Origin of the sequence: Micromonospora sp. WMMC415, assembly GCF_009707425.1 — a bacterium.
Lineage (GTDB): Bacteria > Actinomycetota > Actinomycetes > Mycobacteriales > Micromonosporaceae > Micromonospora.
Genome location: NZ_CP046104.1, coordinates 1 through 21,488, shown reverse-complemented (window position 1 = coordinate 21,488; position 21,488 = coordinate 1). Strand labels below are relative to the sequence as shown.

Here is a 21,488-nt window from a genome sequence, read left to right as displayed (position 1 = left end):
TACGCCTCAGCCGGTGTTGCGCATGCCGGCGGCGATGCCGTTGACGGTGGTGAGCAGGGCCCGCTCCAGGGCGGTGCCGTCGCTCGGCGCGCGCCGGCCACCCGGCGCGGTGGCCACCGCACGACCCGCCGCGCCCGATTCCCGGTACTGCCGCAGCAGCGCCACCTGCAGGTGGTGCAGAGGCTCCAGGTAAGTGTCCCGCACGGCGAGGGTGCGCTGGAGCACCGGCGAGCTCTCCAGCAGGGCCGGCGAGGCGGTCACCGCGAGCACCTCGCGCTTGGTCAGCTCGTACTCCTGCTCGATCTTGTGGAAGATCGGGTGCAGCTTCTTCGGTACCAGCGTCTCCACGTACCGGCGGGCGATCGTCAGATCCGTCTTGGTCAGCATCATCTCGACGTTCGACAGGAACGTCCGGAAGAAGTGCCAGCTGCGGTGCATCTCGGCGAGCACGTCCGCGTGCCCGGCCTCGCGGGCGGCGGCCAGGCCGGAGCCCACCCCGAACCAGCCGGGGACGATCTGCCGGGTCTGGGTCCAGCCGAACACCCACGGGATGGCCCGCAGACCGGCCAGCCCGGCGCCGGTGTTCGGGCGCTTCGCCGGCCGGGAGCCGATGTTCAGCGCGCCCAGCAGCTCGGTCGGGGTCGACGCCCAGAAGTACGCGGGCAGGTCCGGGTCCTCGACCAGCGACCGGTACGACCGGAACGCCGCCTCGCTGACCACGTCCATCGTCGCGTCCCACCGCTCCAGCATCTCGGCCGGCTGCCGGGGCGCGGTGTGCAGCAGCGTCGCCTGGAGCACGGCGGCCATGGTCAGCTCCAGGTTCTCCCGGGCCAGCGCCGGCAGGGTGTACTTGTCGGAGATGACCTCGCCCTGCTCGGTCACCTTGATTGCACCGTCGAGCGTCCCGTACGGCTGGGCCAGGATCGCGTCGTGCGTGGGCCCGCCGCCCCGGCCGACCGTGCCGCCGCGGCCGTGGAAGAGCCGCAGGTGCACGCCGTGCCGGGCGGCGACGTCGCGCAGCGCGCGCTGCGCCCGGTGGATGGACCACTGGCTGGTGGTGATGCCGGCCTCCTTGTTGGAGTCGGAGTAGCCCAGCATCACCTCCTGCACGTCACCGCGGGCCGCGACCAGCGCCCGGTACGCCGGCAGCGACAAGAGCTCGTCCAGCAGCTCACCGCCGGCGTTCAGCTCGGCGGGGGTCTCCAGCAGCGGCACGAAGCCGATCCGCGCCCGGCCGCTGTGCACGTCGATCAGGCCGGCTTCGCGGGCCAGCACGACCGCGGCGAGCACGTCGTCCACGCCGAGGGTCATCGAGATGATGTACGACTCGATCACTTCGGTGCCGAACCGGTCCTGCGCCTCCCGGATCGTGCCGAACACGTCGAACGTCTTGCGGGCCGACTCGGTGAGCGGCGTGTCGAGGGTGGACAGCGGCCGCCGGCCGGTCAGCTCGTCGGCGAGCAGCTTGGTGCGCTCCAGCCGGCTCAGCGACGGGTAGTCCTCCACCTCGCCCACCGCGCCGTACAGCTGGGCCAGCACCTCGTGGTGCTTCTCGGCGTGCTCGCGGACGTCCATGGTGGCGAGGTGCAGGCCGAACGCGGACACCGTACGGATGGTCGACGCGAGCCGGCCCACGGCGGTGAGCTGGCCGGAGTTGCGGGCCAGCGAGGCGCGCAGCAACTCCAGGTCGGCGATCAGCTCGCCGGACCCCCGGTAGTCCCGCCCCGGCACGTGGGCGGTGCCCTGCCGCAGCCGCTGCCGGGTGTTGGCGAGCTTCGCCTTCACGCAGCGGGCCTTCAGCCGGTACGGCTCCTCGGCGTTGACCCGGCGGAACCGGGGTGCCACCTCGGGCAGCGCGTCGAGGTCGGCGGCCAGGCTGGCCGAGAGGTCCAGCGAGACGCCGCGTAGCCGGCGGGAGACCGACACCTCGTTGATGAGCTGGTCCATCGCCTTCTCGGTGGCCGCGATGCCGTGCTCGTGTTGGATGATCAGCACTTCGCGGGTCACCGTGGGGGTGACGAACGGGTTGCCGTCCCGGTCGCCGCCGATCCAGGTGCCGAAGGTCAGCGGCCGGGCGGTCGGCGAGGTCTCCACCCCGAGCATGCGCAGCGTGTCGGCGAGGTCGTCGAGCACCTGCGGCGCCGCCTCGGCGTACAGGTCGCGCAGGTAGTAGATGGCGTTGCGGGCCTCGTCCGTCGGGTCGGGCCGGTCCAGCCGCAGCTCGTCGGTCTGCCACATGAGGTCGAGCAGTTCGGCGAGGCGGCGGTTGGCGGGGCCCTCGTCGCTGGCCCCGTACAGGATCGCGTTGCTGGTCTCGGTGTCCAGTTCGTCGGCGATCGCGCGGAGCTTCGACAGGATCGACCGGCGGGCGGCCTCGGTGGGGTGGGCGGTGAAGACCGGGCGCACCGCGAGGCGGCGGGCCACCGCGGCGATCTCCTCGGCGGGCACCCCGCGCTCGGCGATCATCTTGGCCGCCTGGTCCAGCCAGCCGCCCTGGATGGCGCGGCGGCGGCGAAGGTCGCGGGCGCGGTGGACCTGCTCGGTGATGTTGGCCAGGTGGAAGTACGTGGAGAACGCGCGGGCCAGCTTGGTGCCCGTGGTGACGTCCAGCCCGGCGAGCCGCTGGGCGGCGGCCGGGGCGTCGGTGCGGACCTGGGCGCGGATGTCCTCGACGAGGTCGAGCAGGGGGCGGCCCTCCTGGCGGGCGAGGGTCTGGCCGAGCAGGGTGCCGAGGCGGCGGATGTCGGCGCGCAGCGCGGCGTCGGGGCCGTCGTGGTCGTGCTGGTCGGTCACGGTGCGCTCCTTACGTGAGTACGAAGGACAGCGCTGTCCGACTCCCTGGATGGTATCCGCGCGGACCGGGGTGTAAGGAGGGGCCCCTTGTTAACGCCTTCTGTTGTGGAAGGGTCCCTTCCTAACATCTCAGGCATTCGCGCAGCTCCCGGCCGGTGCCACGGCACGGACGCCGGGCCGTGGCGGCGGAGCAGGGTGTCGCCGATCACTCCGCCAGCCTAGAGTCCGGTACGAACGGGTACGCCGTTTCGCCCCGGCTCCGGCGCGGATGCCCACCGGCGGGCGTCGGTAGCGTTCGGAGCGTGCCGACGTTGCGCTATCCACCGAAGCCGCGCCCCGGCGACCGGGTCGCGGTCGTCTCCCCGTCCGCCGGCCTGCCGGGCCTCTTCCCGCACGTGTACGAGCTGGGCCTGCGCCGGCTGCGCGAGGACCTCGGCCTGGAGCCGGTCGAGTACCCGACCACGCGTGTCATGGACGCCGACCCGCGCGACCGGGCGCGGGACCTGACCGCCGCCTGCGCCGACCCCACGGTCACCGCCGTGCTGGCCACCGTCGGCGGGGAGGACCTGATCACGGTCACGCCGTACCTCGACGACGCGGTGCTGCGGGCGAACCCGAAGCCGTACTTCGGCTACTCGGACAACACCAACTTGCTGAACCACCTGCACCGGTTGGGGATGGTCGGCTACCACGGCGGCTCGGTGCTGGTGCACCTCGGCCGGCCCGGTGCGCCGCACCCGCTCACGTTCGACTCGCTGCGCGCCGCGCTCTTCACCACCGGCTGGTACGACCTGACCCCGGCCACCGAGTGGGGCGACCAGCCGAACGACTGGAACGACCCCGCCACGCTGGCCCGCGAGCCGGTGATGTTCCCGGCCGCGGGCTGGATTTGGGCCGGTCCGCAGCGGGTGGTCGAGGGCCGGATCTGGGGCGGCAACCTGGAGGTGCTGCACTGGCTGCTCGCCGCCGACCGGGTCGCCCCCGTGGCGGAGCTGGCCGGGTCGGTCTTCGTGCTGGAAACCTCCGAGGAGCTGCCGTCGGCCACCGAGGTCTTCCGGATGTTGCGCAACCTGGGGGAGCGGGGCCTGCTCGGGACGTTCCCCGCCGTGCTGGTCGGCCGGCCGAAGGCGTGGGAGTTCAGCCGGCCGCTCGGCCCGGCGGAGAAGGTGGCGTACGCGGCGGAGCAGCGGGCCGCGGTGACCCGGGCGCTGGCGACGTACAACCCGTACGCGGTGGTCGTCTTCGATCTGGACATCGGGCACACCGACCCGCAGCTGATCCTCCCGTACGGCGGTGACGTCCGCGTCGACGCGACAGCCCGCCGCATCTCGGTGCGCTACTGATCGGTGAGCGGCCAGGAAGATCCACTCGATGCCCCGGGCATCGCGATGTCCAACACGGTGCGATGCCGCGATGCCCGGGATCCCGTGTCGATCTTTCCGGTGCCGGCGCGATCAGCTCACGACGGCGAAGGCGCGGACCGGGAAGGTGCCCATGCCGGCCACCCGTGGTGGCGCGGCGGTGAACCGGAATCCGGACGGGGGAAGGGCCTCCAGCCCGGTCAGGTGCTCCACGATCGGGATCCCGGCCGCCAGCAGGCCGCTGTGCGCGGGGCGCTCGCCGGCCGCGGCCGGGCTCATGTCGTCGATGTTGATCGAGTCAATGCCGACTAGGGCGGCGCCCGCCTCGACCAGCGCGCCGGCGCCGTCGCCGGTGAGGTACGGGGCCTCGGGTGCGCCGTACCGGTCGGTGCCGAAGTGCGCCGACCAGCCGGTGTGCAGCAGCACCGCCTTGCCGGCGACGTCGTACGGGGCCAGCAGCAGCCGGTCCACCGCGCGGGTGTCGGCGGGCACCCGGACCACGACGCCGGGCAGGTCGGCGAGCCGGTCGAGCGGTGTGCCGGTGAGATCGGCACCGTCGGCGTAGCGGTGCGCGGGGGTGTCCACGTACGTGCCCGTGTTGGCGATCATTTCGATCCGGGCGACGTGGAACTCGGTGCCCGGGGCGTAGTTCGCGCGGGACGCCTCCCGGGTCAGCCAGTCGGTGATCCGCGGCGCCGGCCAGCCCGGAAGTGTGACCATCCCGTCGGTGACCGGGTGGCTCAACTCGACCAGCCGGCGGCCCGGCGCATCCTCGCCGGTCCCGGAAACGCCGCGCCCGCCCTTGTGCGGCTCCTCGATGATCGTCTTGTTCGTGATGCGGACGTCGGCCACCATCAGCAGCCCGAGGTGCCGGACGAAGAGCGCGGCCAGGTCCGCGTCGTCGATCTCCCGACCGGGGATGTCCAGCCGGAATCCCTCGGTTCGCAGCCCACCACCGTTGGCGAAGGTGACCTCCGCGTCGAACTGCACGCGCCACTGTCCGCTCATGGGTTCAGCCGACCATGACGGCGCGGCCGGGTCAAGATCCACCTCATGGGACGGGACCGGCGCAACTTCGGGGAAGGGGCTGCCTCCGGGCTTTGGAAGGCAGCACCTTCCCCGAAGTTGTCCGGATCTTGAGCGCGCGAACGCCGACGCGGATCGCGGATCGCGGGGGCGGGAGCGGGGGCCGGGCGGCGCGAGGCGGGGGTGGGGGCGGCGCGAGGCGGGGGTGGGGCGGCGCGGGGCGGGGTGAGGCGGCGGGCGACGGTGGCGGGAAGCGGGCAGAACGTCGGGGGACGGAGATAGGCTGGCAGGCGTGCACCCCCCGTCCCGCCGGACGAGGGGCTTTAGTCGTGTGCCGACGCCCCCTGGAAGTGATCACACATGCTCACCGGACTCTTCGCCGCCGCCCTGGCCGACCCGGCCCTCGCCCGGGCCCGTGACCTGGCGCGATCCGGTGCTGCCCGCCTCGACGGGCTCGACCTGACCGCCCCGCCGTCGCTGCGGCCGTTCGCCGTCGCCGCCGTCGCGGCCGACGAGCCGGTGGGAGGCGCGGGCCGGCCGGTGCTGGCGGTCACCGCCACCAGCCGGGAGGCCGACGACCTCGCCTCGGCGCTGGGCAGCCTGCTCCCGGCAGAGCAGGTGGCGGTCTTCCCCTCCTGGGAGACGCTCCCGCACGAGCGGCTGTCACCGCGTTCGGACACGGTGGGCCGGCGGCTGGCCGTGCTCCGCCGGCTGGCCCACCCCGACTCGGCCGACGCGCACGGCCGCACCGGCCCGCTGCGGGTGGTGGTCGCCCCGGTCCGGTCCCTGCTGCAACCGCAGCTGAAGGGCCTCGGCGACCTGGAACCGGTGCGGCTGGCCGCCGGCGACGAGGCCGACCTGGAGGAGGTCGCGCGCCGGCTCACCGACATGGCGTACGCGCGGGTCGACCTGGTCACCAAGCGCGGCGAGTTCGCCGTACGCGGCGGCATCCTCGACGTGTTCCCGCCCACCGACGAGCACCCGTCCCGGGTCGAGTTCTGGGGCGACGAGGTGGAGGAGATCCGCACCTTCGCGGTGGCCGACCAGCGCACGATCGAGGCGGTTCCCCAGCTCTGGGCCCCGCCCTGCCGGGAGCTGCTGCTGACCCCGTCGGTGCGGAAACGGGCCGCCGCCCTCGCCGAGGAGCACCCGGAGCTGGCGGAGATCCTCGACAAGCTGGCCGAGGGCATCCCGGTCGAGGGCATGGAGTCGCTCGCCCCGGCGCTGATCGGTGCCGATTCGATGGAGCTGCTGCTCGACACCATGCCGGCCGGCACCCACGTGCTGCTCTGTGACCCGGAGCGCATCCGCACCCGGGCGCACGACCTGGTGCGTACCGCAGACGAATTTCTCCGAGCGAGCTGGGAGGCGGCCTCGAGCGGCGCACAAAGGCCGATTGACCTCGGTGCCGCCGCCTTCCGGACCCTCGCGGACGTCCGGGCGGCCGCCCGCGTCCAGGGCCAGCCCTGGTGGACGGTCTCGCCGTTCGGGCTGGCCGAACCGGCCGCGGCCCCCGCGCGACAGCCCTGGGAGGACGAGCCGGTCGAGGTGGACGTCACCCCGGACGACGCGATCGCGGTGACCCTCGCGGCCCAGCCCGCCCCGCTCTACCACGGCGAGACCGCCCGCGTGGTCGACGACCTCAAGCGCTGGGCGGGCGAGGGGTGGTCGATCGCGCTGGTCTTCGCGGGGCACGGTCCCGCCCAGCGGGCCGTCGAGGTGCTGCGCGACGCCGGCCTGGGCGCGCGGATGACCGAGGAGGTGCCGACCGCGCCCGCCCCTGGGGAGCTGCTGGTCACCTGCGGGTCGCTGATCGGCGGTTTCGTCGACGAGGCGTCCCGGTTCGTGCTGCTCACCGGGGACGACCTGACCGGCGGCCGGGGCACCTCGACCCGGGACATGCGCAAAATGCCGAGCCGGCGGCGTAACACCATCGACCCGCTGGAGCTCAAGGCCGGCGACTTCGTCGTGCACGAGCAGCACGGCATCGGCCGGTACGTCGAGCTGGTGCAGCGGACGGTCAACGGCGCCAGCCGGGAGTACCTGGTCATCGAGTACGCCCCGAGCAAGCGCGGCCAGCCCGGCGACCGGTTGTTCGTCCCCACCGACCAGCTCGACCAGCTCTCCCGCTACGTCGGCGGTGAGCAGCCCACCCTGCACAAGATGGGCGGCTCGGACTGGCAGAAGTCGAAGGCCCGCGCCCGCAAGGCGGTCCGGGAGATCGCCGCCCAGCTGATCCAGCTCTACGCCGCTCGGAAGGCGTCCAAGGGGCACAACTTCGGGCCGGACACCCCGTGGCAGCGGGAGCTGGAGGACGCCTTCCCCTGGCAGGAGACGCCGGACCAGCTCGCCGCCATCGAGGAGGTCAAGCGGGACATGGAGCAGACGGTCCCGATGGACCGGCTGATCTGCGGCGACGTCGGGTACGGCAAGACCGAGATCGCCGTCCGAGCCGCGTTCAAGGCGGTGCAGGACGGCAAGCAGGTGGCGGTGCTCGTGCCGACGACGCTGCTCGTGCAGCAGCACTACAACACGTTCGCCGAGCGGATGAGCCAGTTCCCGGTGACGATCCGGCAGCTGTCCCGCTTCCAGACGCCGAAGGAGGCCGAGCAGACCCTGGCCATGGTCGCCGACGGCACCGCCGACATCGTCATCGGCACCCACCGGCTGCTCCAGGCGTCCACCCGGTTCAAGTCCCTCGGCCTGGTCATCGTCGACGAGGAGCAGCGCTTCGGCGTCGAGCACAAGGAGCACCTGAAGGCCATGCGGGCCGCGGTCGACGTGCTCAGCATGTCGGCCACCCCGATCCCGCGGACGCTGGAGATGGCGATCACCGGCATCCGGGAGATGTCCACCATCGCCACCCCGCCGGAGGAGCGGCACCCCGTGCTCACCGCCGTCGGGGCGTACGACGAGCGGCAGGTGGCCGCCGCCATCCACCGTGAGCTGCTCCGCGACGGTCAGGTCTTCTACCTGCACAACCGGGTCGAGTCGATCGAGCGGGCGGCGCGGAAGCTGCGTGAGCTGGTGCCCGAGGCGCGGGTCGCGGTGGCGCACGGCCAGCTGGGCGAGGAGGCCCTGGAGAAGGTCATGGTCGGCTTCTGGGAGAAGGAGTTCGACGTCCTGGTCTGCACCACGATCGTGGAGTCCGGCATCGACATCCCGAACGCCAACACCCTGATCGTGGAACGCGCCGACCTGCTCGGCCTGGCCCAGCTGCACCAGATCCGCGGCCGGGTCGGCCGGGGCCGGGAGCGGGCGTACGCGTACTTCCTCTACCCGCCGGACAAGCCGCTCACCGAGCACGCCCACGAGCGGCTGGCCACGATCGCGCAGCACACCGAGCTGGGCGCCGGCATGTACGTGGCGATGAAGGACCTGGAGATCCGGGGCGCCGGCAACCTGCTCGGCGGCGAGCAGTCCGGCCACATCGAGGGCGTCGGCTTCGACCTGTACGTGCGCATGGTCGGCGAGGCGGTGCAGGCGTTCAAGGGGGAACGTCCGGAGGAGGAGGTCGAGGTCAAGGTCGACCTTCCGGTGGACGCGCACCTGCCGCACGACTACGTCGGCGTGGAGCGGCTGCGCCTGGAGATGTACCGCAAGCTGGCCGAGGCCCGCGACGAGGAGCGGCTGCGCGAGGTGGTCGCCGAGATGACCGACCGGTACGGCGAGCCGCCCGCGCCGGTGCAGAACCTGGTGGCGGTGGCGCGGTTCCGGCTGCTCGCCCGCCGCTACGGCCTCACCGACGTCAGCATGCAGGGCAAGCACATCCGGTTCGGTCCGCTGCCGCTGCCGGACTCGAAGCAGCTGCGGCTCAAGCGGTACCACCCGGACGCCGTCTACAAGGCGGCGCTCGACCAGGTCAGCGTGCCGCGGCCGAGCACCCGCCGGGTCGGCGGCGAGCCGCTGCGCGACCAGGCGCTGCTGGAGTGGTGCGCCCAGCTCCTCTCCGACGTGCTCGGCGAGCCGGCGGCCCTCGCGGGGGCGGCCCGGTGAGGCGTGGGGGCCGTCACACCGCGCCGGGACGGCGTGAGAGAGTGACCGGCATGCGTGCTCGCCGTCTTGTCGCCGTCGCCAGCGTGGCGGTCGGCCTCGTCGCCCTCGCCGGATGCCGTACCGAGCCGGGTGTCGCCGCGTACGTCGGTGACCAGCGGATCACCGAGGAGGCCGTGAACGGAATCCTCGACGAGCTGCGGGCACAGACCGCCGCCCCGACGGCCGCGCCGGACGCGCCGGAGGCGGCCCAGCCGGCGCCGCCGCTGCCCGGCCGGGCCCAGATCGTCGGCACGCTCGTGCTGGGCGAGGTGTGCGAGCGGGTGTCCGCCGACAAGGGCTACCGCCCGCAGGGCCGGGCGGAGCCGGCCCAGGTCGCCCGCCAGCTCGGCCTCGCCCCGGAGACGGAGTACGTGCGCGAGGTCGCCACCCTCTACACCTGCCTCTCCGGCATCCCCACCGGCACGCCGGCCGCGCCGACCGAGCAGGAGCTGGCCGACCTCATCGCCGCCGGCCGCAAGGCGGGCGTGATCCCGGCGGACGTTCCCGACGACGCCGCCGCCGGGCAGCTCGACGGCGACCAGCTGCGGCTGGCCCTCGCCACCCGCCGGTCGCTTGCCGAGGCCGTCGAGGGGTACGACGTGACGGTCAACCCCCGCTACCGGCCGCTGGAGTTCCCGGTGCTCAGCTTCGCCGGCGACGCGCCCGCGGTGAGCGTGCCGCTGGGTGAGCCGGGCTCCGACGCGGTCACCGACATCTCCACCCCGGAGCCGCTGCCGACGGTCGAGCCGACCGGCGCCGAGGCGACCGAGCCGGTCGCCAGCTGAGCATGTCGGCGCGGATCGTCCTGCTGGTCACCTCGCCCCGGCTGCCGGCCGGGCTGCTCACGGCGGCCGCCTGGGACGTCGTACGCCGGCACCCGGTGCTCGCCGGGGCGGAAAGCGCGACGGCGGCGGCGGTCCGCGCGGCGGGCGCCGAGGTGACCGTGGTCGACGGTCCGGCCACCCAGGCGCTGCTGGACACGGTCGCCGCCCACGGCACGGCGGTGTGGCTCGCCGGCCCGGCCGGCGACGAGTCCCTCGCCCGTGAGCTGGGTCTGCGCCTGGCCCGGGAGCCGGGCCTCGCCGAGCTGGAGCTGATGTACGGCTCGTGGGACCCGCCGGGTGCCCGGCTGCTCGACGCGGTGGCGGTGATGGACCGCCTCGTCTCGCCCGGCGGCGACCCGTGGAAGCGGGCGCAGACCCATCGGAGCCTCGCCCGTTTCCTGCTGGAGGAGTGCTACGAGGCGTACGACGCGATCAGCGCCGGGGACACCGACGCGCTGCGCGAGGAGTTGGGGGACGTGCTGCTCCAGGTGGTGCTGCACGCCCGGCTCGCCGAGGAGCTGCCCGAGGACGAGCGGTGGACCGTCGACGACGTGGCCGGTGGCCTGGTCGACAAGATGGTCCGGCGTAACCCGCACGTCTTCGCCGACGGCCGGGCGGCGTCGATCGAGGAGATCGAGGCGAGCTGGGAGCGGATCAAGCGGGCCGAGAAGGCGCGCGACTCGGTTCTCGACGGCATCGCCATGAGCCAGCCCGCTCTCGCTCTGGCGGCGAAGATCCTCGAGCGCGCCGCCCGCATCGGCCTGGCCGTCCCACCCCCGCTGGCGGACACCCAGGTGGACCCGGAGGCAAGACTCGGCGCAGGTCTCCTGACCACCGTCGCCGCCGCGCGGGAAGCCGACCTGGACCCGGAAGCGGCCCTCCGCCGCGCCACCCTGGCCTACGCGGAAGCCGTCCGCACCGCCGAAGGCGCCGCCCCGCAAAGCTGATCATGAAGTTGGCGGGTGCGTACGAGATCGAACCACCCGCCAGCGTCATGATCAACGCCGATCGGCGCCAGGCGGGTGCGGGTGCTGGGTGATCGGTAGGGTGCTTCCCATGCAGGAGTTCGGGCCGCTGGCTGAGCGGATCGTCGACGCGTTGCTGGAGAGCCGGCCCGGACTGGCCGCCACGGCGGGGGATCACCGGCACGACGACCGGTTGCCGGACTGGTCCGCCGACGCGCTGGCCGCCGATCGGGCGATGCTGCGGGACGCGGCCGACGCGCTGTCCGAGGTGGACGGTGACGCGCTCGACGTGGACGACCAGGTGGACCACGCCCTGCTGACCGCCCTCGTCGACCGGGAGCTGTTCGAACGGGACGAGATCCGCGCACACGAGTGGGACCCGCTCCGGCACAACCCCGGCGGGCTGCTGCACGCGCTGGTCGCCCGCCCGTACGCCCCGGTCGAGGTCCGGCTGGACAGCCTCGCCGGCCGGCTGGAGGCCCTGCCCGACGCCCTCGCCACCGCGCGTGCGACGCTGCGCGACATGCCGCGGATCCACGCCGAGACGGCGGTCGGGCAGTTCACCGGCACCGCGGCGCTGATCCGCGACGAGGTGCCGGCGCTGCTCGACGCGGCACCCGCGCGGCACGACCGCGTCGCGCCCGCCGCGGCCACGGCCATCGCGGCGATCGAGGAGTTCGTGGCGTGGCTGCGCACCGGCCTCGCCGCCGACGCCGGGCCGGGCCGCGACCCGCGCCTGGGGCGCCGCCGGTGGGAGGCGCGGCTGTGGCACACGCTCGACACCGAGCTGGGCGCCGCCGAGATCCAGCGGCGGGCCTGGGTCAACCTGGACCGGGTCACCGAGGAGATCCGTGCGGCGGCCGTCGAGCTGGTCGGTGGGCCGGCCGACGACGAGACGGTACGCCGGGCGCTGGACCTGCTCGCCGCCGAGCACCCGGACGACCACACCATCGTCGACCTCGCCTCGACGACGCTCGACGAGGCGAGCGACTTCGTCCGCGCCCACGACCTGGTGACCCTGGTCGACGACCCGTGCGTGATCCAGGTGATGCCGGAGTTCGCGCGCGGCGTGGCGGTCGCGTACTGCGACTCGCCGGGGCCGCTGGAGACGGCCGACGTGCCGACGTTCTACTGCATCGCGCCCACCCCGGCGGACTGGCCGGCGCACCGGGTCGAGTCGTTCTACCGGGAGTACAACGACCACATGATCCGCAACCTCACGGTGCACGAGGCGATGCCCGGGCACTTCCTCCAACTCGCGCACGCCCGCCGGCACGTCGGTGGCACCCGGGTGCGGGCCCTCGCCCGGTCCGGGCCGTTCATCGAGGGCTGGGCGGTGCACGCCGAGGAGGTGATGGCCGGGCGCGGTTTCGGGGGTGTGCCGGTGCGGTTGCAGCAGCTCAAGATGCAGCTGCGGATGACGATCAACGCCCTGCTCGACCAGTTGGTGCACTGCGAGGGGATGACCGAGACGGACGCGATGGCGCTGATGACCGAGCGTGGCTTCCAGGAGGAGGGCGAGGCCGCCGGCAAGTGGCGGCGGGCGCTGCTCACGTCGACGCAGCTGTCCACGTACTTCGTCGGGTACACCGAGGTCGCCGAGATCGCCGCCGCCCGCCCCGACGGGGTGTCCGTCCGGGACTGGCACGACGCGATGCTCGCCCACGACTGCCCGCCCCCACGCCACCTGCGCACCCTGCTCGGGGTGTAAGGAAGGGCCCCCTGTTAACGCCCGCGGTAGAGGAAGGGCCCCTTCTTAACGCTGATGCTCGGCGCGTCAGCGCCGCCCGCCGGTCGCGGCGGCGTCGATCAGCCAGCGGGAGATCGAGTACGCGGGCGGCAACTCCGCCGGCAGCCGGTCGAGCGGGAACCAGCGCGCCTCGGTCAGCTCCGTCCCGTCGACCACCGGCTCGGCCGGCGGGCCGGCGGCTCGGGCGGTGAAACCGGTCAGCAGCGTCCCCGGCCCGGACATCGCCCACGGCTGGCTGCCGAAGTACGCCACCTGGGCGACGGTCAACCCGACCTCCTCGCCCACCTCCCGGTGGACGGCCGCCTCCAGCGTCTCGCCGGCCTCCACGAAGCCCGCGACCAGCGCCCACAGCCCGGTCGGCCCGTACGCGTGCCGCACGAGCAGTAGCTCGTCGGGGCCACCGTCGGGGCCGGTTCGGGTGATCGCCACCAGGACGGCGGCAGAGAGCTGCATCGGCACGTACAGCTCGCAGCCGGGGCAGCGCCGCACCATCTCGCCGGGCACGTCGGCGAGCTCCGCCCGGCAGGCCCCGCACCAGCGGTGCGTCCGCCGCCAGGTGACGACGGCCAGTGCCCGCCCGGCGAGCGTCGCGTACGGCTCGGGGACCAGGGCGGCGAGGGACGGCCAGCTGTGCCACCGGCCGGGCAGGCTCTCCGCCACCGGCGCGTCGACGGCCCACACCGGGCGGCCGTCGAGCGTGCCGAGCGGCACCCACGGGCTGTCGGCGGGCAGGTCGGCGACCCGGAGGAAGCTGCCGTCCGCGCCGGTGAGCAGCTTCCGCCCGGCCACCGGCAGCGCCAGGTCCCCGGCGTCGGGTGTGCCGGCGGCACCGGCTCCGGAGACGAAACCGGGGGCAGCGACGGGACCGGTCCCGCCGCCGGACGCGGAGGGACGAGCCGCGCCCGGGCCCTCCGCCGGGGGCGGGCCGACCCTGCGGTTCCCGTCCGCCGTGTCGTTCCCGGCCGTCCGGTCGTTCGCGTCCGCCGTGCCGTTTCCGGCCGTCCGGTCGTTCCCGTCCGCCGTGCCGTTCCCGGTCGTCCGGTCGGTCACGACCCGGCCGGCCGGCGGTCGACCACGCCCGCGCCGGGCGGCAGCTCGAACGCCATGCTGTCGACGGCCTCCCGGTAGCGGGTGAGGGCCAGCTCGACCGGCTTGCCGTCCACCTGGCCGGTGAAGCTGGCCAGCGCCCCTTCCGTGGTGACGCAGGCGCTGAAGTCGTCGGCCGTCTCCCGGACCTCGACGCAGGTGGCGTGCCGCCCGGCGAGGGTGGTGTCACTGTTCGTGATGACCGCGTCCGGGTCGAGGGCGGCGGCGGTCAACAGGCCCACCACCACCGGCGGGGTGACCAGTCCCTGCCGCTTGGCCTCGGCGAACACGGTGACCGACGGCTTTGTGGTGGCGACCGGCGGCGGCTCCAGCGTGCAGACCGTCTGACCGCCGGACGTCTCGCACCTCGTGGTCGCCTCCTCCGTAACCGTCAGCTTGCCCCCGGGCCACGTGTACGCCGACCGCGCCGGCTCCTGGTCCTGGGCGATCGTCGCGGTCTTGCCGGCGGGGAGCTGGTAGTCGGCCGAGTAGGTCAGCGTCAGAGCCCGGTCCAGCCGGGTCGCGAGATCGTTGACCAGGTCGGAGCGGCCGATGGCCCGGCCGGCGTCGTCGAGGGTCTGACAGCCGGTGACCGTGAGCGACGCGACGACCGAGACGGCGAGCAGGCGGAGCGGGGTCGAGGGGGCGGCCATGGCGACCAGCCTTGCCGATCGGGTCAAGCGCGCGCAAACCCGTTGTCGGTTGACGTACGAGAATCCGGGAATGTCCGTAGCGCGGGCGACAGCCGGACACACAGCGTGACCGGCGGGCCGTCCGCCGGTACGCCGGGCGACGCGGTGCGGCACCGGGACGCCCGATACGCTGCGTGGCAACACCTGCCTCAGCCGCACCGTCGCGGCCCATACCGGACCGGCACACACAAACGAGGAGCGACTCAGTGGCAACCATCGAGGGAATCGTCGCCCGGGAGATCCTCGACTCGCGGGGCAACCCGACGGTCGAGGTCGAGGTCGGGCTCGACGACGGCACGATCGCCCGCGCCGCGGTCCCGTCCGGCGCCTCGACCGGCGCCTTCGAGGCGATCGAGCTGCGCGACGGTGACAAGGACCGCTACCTGGGCAAGGGCGTGGAGAACGCCGTCTCGAACATCGAGGACAAGATCGTCGACGAGCTGATCGGGTACGAGGCCAGCGAGCAGCGCCTGATCGACCAGAAGATGCTCGACATCGACGGCACCGACAACAAGAGCGAGCTGGGCGCGAACGCGATCCTGGGCGTCTCCCTGGCGGTGGCGAAGGCGGCCGCCGGCAGCGCCGAGCTGAGCCTGTTCCGCTACCTCGGCGGGCCGAACGCGCACCTGCTGCCGGTCCCGATGATGAACATCCTCAACGGTGGCGCCCACGCGGACTCCAACGTCGACATCCAGGAGTTCATGATCGCGCCGATCGGCGCGCCCAGCTTCCGCGAGGCGCTGCGCTCCGGCGCGGAGGTCTACCACGCGCTCAAGTCGGTGCTGAAGAAGCAGAACCTGTCCACCGGCCTCGGTGACGAGGGCGGCTTCGCGCCGAACCTGCCCACCAACGCCGCCGCCCTGGACCTCATCGCGGAGGCCGTCGAGAAGGCCGGCTACCGGCTCGGCACCGACATCGTCTTCGCGCTGGACGTGGCGGCCACGGAGTTCTTCGAGAACGGCACCTACACCTTCGAGGGCGCCACGAAGACCGCCGAGGAGATGAGCACCTACTACACCAAGCTCGCCGACCAGTACCCGATCGTGTCCATCGAGGACCCGCTGGCGGAGGACGACTGGTCCGGCTGGCAGACGCTGACCGCGTCCATCGGCGACCGCATCCAGATCGTCGGCGACGACCTGTTCGTCACCAACCCGCAGCGCATCGCCCGCGGCATCGCCGAGAACGCCGCCAACGCCGTCCTCGTGAAGGTCAACCAGATCGGTTCGCTCACCGAGACCCTGGACGCGGTGGACCTGGCCCACCGGGCCGGTTTCAAGTGCATGATGAGCCACCGCTCCGGCGAGACCGAGGACACCACCATCGCCGACCTGGCGGTGGCCACCGGCTGCGGCCAGATCAAGACCGGCGCCCCGGCCCGGTCGGACCGCGTCGCCAAGTACAACCAGCTGCTGCGGATCGAGGAGGAGCTGGCCGACGCGGCGCGGTACGCCGGGGCGGGCGCCTTCCCGCGCTACCGTTCGGCCTGAGGGTCGCGAAGCCTCGGGGGAGGGGTGTGACGATGCAGCAGCGCCGCACGCCGGGTGGTCAGCGTCCGGCCCGCCGGCCGGGTCAGACCGGCCGGCCGGGCGGGGCTCGCGGTGCCCGGCCGGTCCGGGACGGCGGCGTCCGCGCGGAGCCGCGGTCGACCGACGGTCGCGCGTCGGCCCGCGCCACCGACGGAGTACGCTCCGCGAACCGCCCGGCCGCCCGGCGGGCGGCTGCCGGCGGCAGCGTCAAGCGGCTCGTCGCACCCCACCCCCGACGTTTCACCGGGCGGGCCACCGTGCTGTTCGCGGTGCTGATCGCGCTCGCCCTCGGCTACACCTACCCGGTCCGGGTCTACCTGGACCAGCAGGCCGACATCGCCCGCATGGAGGCCGCCCAGGCGGAGCAGCGGGAGACGATCAAGGAGCTCTCCGAGCGGGCCGCCAAGTGGCAGGACCCGAAGTACATCGAGGCCAAGGCGCGGGAACGGTTCTTCATGGTCCGCCCGGACGAGAACATCATGGTGGTGCTGCGCGACCCCGAGGGCGCCGCCCGGGACGCCGGCCGTCAGGCCGGCCCGGCCGGGCCGGCAGCCCCCGACGCCTGGTACGACACGCTCTGGTCGAGCGTGGAGGCGGCCAACGGCGAACGGCCCGCCGCCTGAGCACCGGATCAGCACCCCGCACGAACGAGGAATGAGCAGCGTGACAGTCGTACCACCGCAGGAGCCGGCGGCGGCCTCCGTACCCCTGCCGCAGCGCGAGCCGGCCACCGAGGCCGACCTGGCCGCGGTGGCCGCGCAGCTCGGCCGCGCGCCGCGCGGCACGCGGGCGGTGGCCCACCGGTGTCCGTGCGGCCTGCCCGACGTGGTGGAGACGACGCCGCGCCTGGCCGACGGCACTCCCTTCCCGACGCTGTTCTACCTGACCTGCCCCCGCGCGACCGCCGCGTGCAGCCGGCTGGAGTCGGCCGGGCTGATGAAGGAGATGGCCGACCGGCTCGCGGAGGATCCGGAGCTGGCCGCGCACTACCGGGCGGCGCACGAGGACTACCTGGCCCGGCGGGAGGCGATCGGTCACGTGCCGGAGATCGCCGGCATCTCGGCCGGCGGGATGCCGGGCCGGGTGAAGTGCCTGCACGTGCACCTCGGGCACGCGCTCGGCGCCGGCCCGGGGGTGAACCCGTTCGGTGACGAGACGCTCGGCCTGGTCGAGCAGTGGTGGGCCGCCGGGCCGTGTGTGGACGTGCCGGCGGGCGAGTGAGATGACCGCCGTCGACGAGATTCTTGTGCGGCGTGCCCGGACGGCCGACGTCCGGGGCATCCGCCGCCTGGTCGACACGTACACGGACGACCGGCGGCTGCTCAGCAAGGCGACGGTCACGCTCTACGAGGACGTGCAGGAGTTCCGGGTCGCGGTCACGCCGGACGGCACCGTGGTCGGGTGTGGGGCGCTGCACGTCATGTGGGAGGACCTGGCCGAGATCCGTACGGTGGCGGTCGACCCGGCGTGCCGCGGCCGCAAGATCGGCCACCGGATCGTCGGCGAGCTGATCGACGCGGCCCGGGAGCTGGGCGTGGCGCGGATCTTCGTGCTGACCTTCGAGACCCGGTTCTTCGCCTCGTTCGGCTTCACCGAGATCGACGGCGCGCCGGTGCCGCACCCCGTGTACGAGCAGTTGCTGCGTTCGTACGACGAGGGCGTCGCCGAGTTCCTCGACCTGGAGCGGGTCAAGCCGAACACCCTCGGCAACACCCGGATGCTGCTCCGGCTCTGACCCCTTGATCCACTCCTTGTCGCCGGCATCATGGGGTTGGGGACCTGCGGATACCGCGATGCCGGTGGCACGGAGTCGATCACGCGACGGGCTGCGGTGTCGCGGCCCGGGCAGCCGACCTGCCGTAGGGTTGCGGGCGTGACGACGCGCGTGGCCGCCATCGACTGCGGGACCAACTCGATCCGCCTGCTGGTCGCCGACCTGCCCGACCCGGCGGCGGGCCCCACCGCGCCGCTGGCCGACGTGAGCCGCCGGATGGAGATCGTCCGGCTGGGCCAGGGCGTCGACAGGACCGGCCGGCTGGCCCCGGAGGCGATCGAGCGGACCCGGGTGGCGCTCGCCGACTACGCCGCCGAGATCGAGAAGCTGGGCGCCGAGCGGGTCCGGATGTGCGCCACCTCGGCGAGCCGGGACGCGGAGAACGCCGCCGACTTCCGGGCCATGGTGCAGGAGACCCTCGGCGTGCCTCCGGAGGTGGTGACCGGGGACGAGGAGGCGCGGCTGTCGTTCACCGGGGCGGTGCGCGGGCTGCCCGCGGACGCGCGGGAGCCGTACCTGGTGGTCGACATCGGCGGCGGCTCGACCGAGTTCGTCGTCGGCACCCGCGCCGACGGCGTCGACGCCGCGATCTCCATGGACATCGGGTGCGTCCGGATGACCGAGCGGCACCTGCACGGCGACCCGCCGGGCCTGGACGAGATCGCCGCCGCGCAGGCCGACATCGCGGTCGCGGTGGACCGCGCGCTCGACGTGGTGCCGGGCCGGGAGGCCGCCACGCTGGTCGGGCTCGCCGGGTCGGTGACGACCGTCGTCGCGATCGCCCAGGGCCTCACCGAGTACGACCCGGAGCGCATCCACCACGCCCGGGTGTCGTACGACGCGGTGGCCGACGTGACCGCCGACCTGCTGGCGAAGAGCCGGGGCGAGCGGCTGGCGATCCCGGTGATGCACCCGGGCCGGGCCGACGTGATCGGGGCCGGCGCCCTGGTGCTCCGCGTGATCATGGAACGCGCCGGCATGGACTCCGTCGTCGCCTCCGAGCACGACATCCTCGACGGCATCGCCTGGTCCCTCCAGCGGTAGCCGACGGAACCGTGCCTCGGCGCGTTTCGTTGACGCTACTTCGCAATGCGCACTAGTGTGCAATGCGTGGACACCACACAACTCTTGAAGGGTGTGCTGGACCTCGCGGTCCTCGCCGTCCTCCGCGACGAGGACGGCTACGGCTACGACATCCTGCGCCGCCTGCGCGAGGCCGGCCTGGACGAGGTCGGTGACGCCTCCGTGTACGGCACGCTGCGCCGCCTCTTCGCCGCCGGCCTGCTCACCACGTACGTCGTGCCCAGCGAAGTCGGACCGCACCGCAAGTACTACGCACTCAACGCCGCCGGCCGCGACCAGCTGACCCGGTCCGGCAAGCTCTGGCGTTCCTTCGCCACCACCATGGACACACTGCTCGACGATCGGGGGAGGGCGGCATGACCGTCTCGGAGCAGGAGATCACCGACTACGTCGCCCGGGTCCGGGCCGCGCTGGCCGACCTGCCACCGCCGGTCCGCGACGAGCTGACCGAGGACCTCGCGGAGCACCTGGCCGAGGTCGCCGCCGAGGCCGGCGGGTCGCTGGTCGAGCGGCTGGGCGAGCCCGAGGCGTACGCCGCCGAGCTGCGCGGGGCGGCCGGCGTCGGCGTCGCGGGCGGCGGGCGCCGCTTCGGCCGCCGGTTCGGCGCCGCCGGGGACCGGCTCCGCGCCCGGGTACGGCGGTGGGACGTCCAGCTCGGACCACCCCTGGGGTACGCCACGGCGAGCGAGTTCCTCCGGCTGCTCAACCCGGCCTGGTGGGTGCTGCGCGGCTACCTCGCGGCCATGCTGGTCACGGTGATCACCACCGGTGATTCGTTCGGCCTGGTGCCGAGCCTCAACGGCAGTGAACTCGCCGGGCTGGTCCTGCTGGGCGGTAGCGTGCTCGCCTCGATCTGGCTGGGCCACCACACGGCCGGGCTGAGCCGGCCGAAGCGCCGGCTGCTGTTCGCCGGGCACGCCGTGCTGGTGGTCTTCGCCCTGGTCGGCCTGGCCAGCGTGGACGACCGTGCCCGCTGGAACGACTACGGCGGCTACGAGCAGATCTCCATCGACGGCCGGTACGACCACATCCGGGACGTCTTCGTGTACGACAGCGAGGGGCGGTTGGTGCAGAACGCCCGGCTCTTCGACCAGAACGGCGACCCGATCCGGCTGGGCTATCCGGACTGTCCTGACCTCGGTGACCCGACCGGCCGGGGCAACCCGCTGCTGCGCCCGTACCCGTACTGCCCGGACGCGGCGCCGTTCGCGCCGCGGTTGAACCCGACGCCGCCCCAGCCGGTGCTCCCGCCGCTGCCCACGGCCACGCCCGGGCCGACCGCCACAGCCGCGCCCGCGGCGACTCCCGCGTCGACGGCGACTCCCGCGCCCACGGCGAGTCCCGCCCCGACGGGGTCCGCGTCGCCGACGGCGCTGTCGCCGAGCGCGGAGCCCACCGGCTGAGTGTTAAGAAGGGGCCCCTTCACCTCGCCAGGCGTTAAGAAGGGGCCCTTCCTCGTTCCTGGGAAATGGCTGAAAGGATGAGGCTCACGGGGCGGCGGGCGGCGCTGATGATCGCTACGGTTTCGTCCGCACATTCACCCCTCGGAAGGAATCCCCGTGTCAGAGCAGGTCGCACCGCCCCCCGCACCGGACGCCGCCCAGCCCCAGCCCGGCGTTCAGGCGCCGCCGCCGGTGGAGGAGCCGGCCAAGAAGTCCGGTGGCAAGAAGGTGCTCGGCATCGTCGGCGCGATCGTCGTCGCCCTGGTGATCGCCGGTCTCAAGTTCGGCGTCGGTTCGGCGATCGGAGGCTTCTTCAACAAGGACGAGACCGCCGACGCGAAGGCCGGTGACTGCATCGCCGAGCTGCCCGAGGTGACCGGCTCCGAGCAGGAGGAGGTCGACGGCGCCAAGGTGGTCGAGTGCACCTCCACCGACGCCGCGTACACGGTGGTCGTGTCGGGTCGACGGCCAGACCGAGGCGCAGGCCCGCACCGGTGCGGCCTGCGACCAGTTCTTCAAGGAGGGCCAGGAGGGCTACGTCTTCTCCGCCATCGAGCCGGGCAAGACGGGCTACCTGCTCTGCCTGACCAAGAAGGCCTGACCGGCCCGACCGGAGGAACCGACGGCGGCGCGGCTCACCACCGCGCCGCCGTCGCCGTGCCCGGGCCACCGACGAGCGAACGGGAGGTGAATGCCACTTCTCCGGCGTCTTCCCGGCACGGTCGCGGCGTGGCAGGCTACCGGCACGTAGGACCACTGGGCGACCAGCCAACGATGACTGACCGCTAGGAGGACGGCCGATGGGCGAGATGGTGACGTACCGGAGCAACGGGGGTACGGGCGAGGGGTATCTCGCGATACCGTCCGGCGGTGCGGCCAGCCCGGCGGTCATCGTGATCCAGGACTGGTGGGGGCCTCGTACCCCACGTCCGGGCGGTCGTCGACCGGTTCGCCGAGGCCGTTTCGTGGCCCTCGCCCGGACTTCCGGCACGGCGGGCCGGCCAGCAAGCCGGACGAGCCCCGCCAGATCCTGAACAGCACGCAGATGGACGAGGCCGCCGCCGACATCGCGGTCGCGGCCGACTACCTCGCCGGCCGCCTCGAGGTCGCCGGCAAGATCGGCTGTGC

At 73.4% G+C, this 21,488-nt stretch carries 17 protein-coding genes and 1 pseudogene; 14 read left to right on the top strand and 4 right to left on the bottom strand.

From position 1 onward, the window contains the following. Nucleotides 1–6: 6 nt before the first annotated feature. Nucleotides 7–2,793 (bottom strand): phosphoenolpyruvate carboxylase, encoded by a 2,787-nt coding sequence (ppc, locus tag GKC29_RS00090; protein ID WP_155328850.1) that lies wholly within the window; start codon nucleotides 2,791–2,793, stop codon nucleotides 7–9. Nucleotides 2,794–3,095: 302 nt separating this feature from the next. On the opposite strand from ppc, the gene GKC29_RS00085 reads away from it, so the two are divergent. Beyond that, a complete protein-coding gene (locus tag GKC29_RS00085; RefSeq protein ID WP_155328849.1) occupies nucleotides 3,096–4,136 on the top strand; it encodes a S66 peptidase family protein in 1,041 nt (346 codons plus the stop codon). Between the two features lie 111 nt (nucleotides 4,137–4,247). Here GKC29_RS00085 and GKC29_RS00080 read toward each other — a convergent pair whose 3' ends face one another. Continuing rightward, nucleotides 4,248–5,162 (bottom strand): cyclase family protein, encoded by a 915-nt coding sequence (locus GKC29_RS00080; protein ID WP_155328848.1) that lies wholly within the window; start codon nucleotides 5,160–5,162, stop codon nucleotides 4,248–4,250. A gap of 378 nt (nucleotides 5,163–5,540) precedes the next feature. Between GKC29_RS00080 and mfd the strand changes: the two genes are divergently transcribed. From mfd to GKC29_RS00060, 4 genes are all read left to right on the top strand, one after another. Beyond that, complete coding sequence (gene mfd / locus GKC29_RS00075; RefSeq protein WP_155328847.1) at nucleotides 5,541–9,176, top strand: transcription-repair coupling factor; 3,636 nt, start codon at nucleotides 5,541–5,543, stop codon at nucleotides 9,174–9,176. 50 nt (nucleotides 9,177–9,226) lie between these two features. After that, nucleotides 9,227–10,000, top strand: coding sequence for a hypothetical protein (locus GKC29_RS00070; protein ID WP_155328846.1), 774 nt, complete (start codon nucleotides 9,227–9,229; stop codon nucleotides 9,998–10,000). A 2-nt stretch (nucleotides 10,001–10,002) separates the two neighbouring features. Beyond that, complete coding sequence (locus GKC29_RS00065; RefSeq protein WP_155328845.1) at nucleotides 10,003–10,986, top strand: nucleoside triphosphate pyrophosphohydrolase; 984 nt, start codon at nucleotides 10,003–10,005, stop codon at nucleotides 10,984–10,986. Between the two features lie 109 nt (nucleotides 10,987–11,095). Beyond that, nucleotides 11,096–12,715, top strand: coding sequence for a DUF885 domain-containing protein (locus tag GKC29_RS00060; RefSeq protein ID WP_155328844.1), 1,620 nt, complete (start codon nucleotides 11,096–11,098; stop codon nucleotides 12,713–12,715). A gap of 66 nt (nucleotides 12,716–12,781) precedes the next feature. Here GKC29_RS00060 and nudC read toward each other — a convergent pair whose 3' ends face one another. Both nudC and GKC29_RS00050 read right to left on the bottom strand, forming a co-directional pair. Beyond that, nucleotides 12,782–13,804 carry an NAD(+) diphosphatase gene (gene nudC / locus GKC29_RS00055; RefSeq protein WP_230688859.1) on the bottom strand — a complete coding sequence of 341 codons (1,023 nt, stop codon included), beginning with the start codon at nucleotides 13,802–13,804 and terminating at the stop codon, nucleotides 12,782–12,784. Then, nucleotides 13,801–14,493: a hypothetical protein gene (locus GKC29_RS00050; protein ID WP_155328843.1), complete on the bottom strand. Its 693-nt coding sequence runs from the start codon at nucleotides 14,491–14,493 to the stop codon at nucleotides 13,801–13,803. The genes nudC and GKC29_RS00050 overlap by 4 nt, the downstream gene beginning before the upstream one ends. Nucleotides 14,494–14,738: 245 nt before the next feature. Here GKC29_RS00050 and eno point away from each other — a divergent pair, with 245 nt between their 5' ends. The 9 genes and pseudogenes from eno to GKC29_RS00005 all read left to right on the top strand — a co-directional run. Then, nucleotides 14,739–16,022: a phosphopyruvate hydratase gene (gene eno, locus GKC29_RS00045; RefSeq protein ID WP_155328842.1), complete on the top strand. Its 1,284-nt coding sequence runs from the start codon at nucleotides 14,739–14,741 to the stop codon at nucleotides 16,020–16,022. Between the two features lie 32 nt (nucleotides 16,023–16,054). Next, on the top strand, nucleotides 16,055–16,684 hold the full coding sequence (locus GKC29_RS00040) for a septum formation initiator family protein (protein ID WP_155333913.1): 630 nt from the start codon (nucleotides 16,055–16,057) through the stop codon (nucleotides 16,682–16,684). 40 nt (nucleotides 16,685–16,724) lie between these two features. Continuing rightward, complete coding sequence (locus tag GKC29_RS00035; RefSeq protein WP_155333912.1) at nucleotides 16,725–17,282, top strand: DUF501 domain-containing protein; 558 nt, start codon at nucleotides 16,725–16,727, stop codon at nucleotides 17,280–17,282. A gap of 1 nt (nucleotide 17,283) precedes the next feature. Beyond that, nucleotides 17,284–17,796: an amino-acid N-acetyltransferase gene (locus GKC29_RS00030; RefSeq protein WP_155328841.1), complete on the top strand. Its 513-nt coding sequence runs from the start codon at nucleotides 17,284–17,286 to the stop codon at nucleotides 17,794–17,796. Between the two features lie 150 nt (nucleotides 17,797–17,946). Then, complete coding sequence (locus GKC29_RS00025) at nucleotides 17,947–18,879, top strand: Ppx/GppA phosphatase family protein (RefSeq protein ID WP_155333911.1); 933 nt, start codon at nucleotides 17,947–17,949, stop codon at nucleotides 18,877–18,879. A 66-nt stretch (nucleotides 18,880–18,945) separates the two neighbouring features. Then, nucleotides 18,946–19,278 carry a PadR family transcriptional regulator gene (locus GKC29_RS00020; protein WP_155328840.1) on the top strand — a complete coding sequence of 111 codons (333 nt, stop codon included), beginning with the start codon at nucleotides 18,946–18,948 and terminating at the stop codon, nucleotides 19,276–19,278. Then, nucleotides 19,275–20,321 (top strand): hypothetical protein, encoded by a 1,047-nt coding sequence (locus GKC29_RS00015; protein ID WP_155328839.1) that lies wholly within the window; start codon nucleotides 19,275–19,277, stop codon nucleotides 20,319–20,321. Before GKC29_RS00020 ends, GKC29_RS00015 begins: the two co-directional genes overlap by 4 nt. Before the next feature lie 231 nt (nucleotides 20,322–20,552). Next, complete coding sequence (locus tag GKC29_RS00010) at nucleotides 20,553–21,149, top strand: hypothetical protein (RefSeq protein WP_230688858.1); 597 nt, start codon at nucleotides 20,553–20,555, stop codon at nucleotides 21,147–21,149. An 11-nt stretch (nucleotides 21,150–21,160) separates the two neighbouring features. Beyond that, nucleotides 21,161–21,488 (top strand): annotated as a pseudogene (locus tag GKC29_RS00005) (dienelactone hydrolase family protein); the annotation flags it as partial.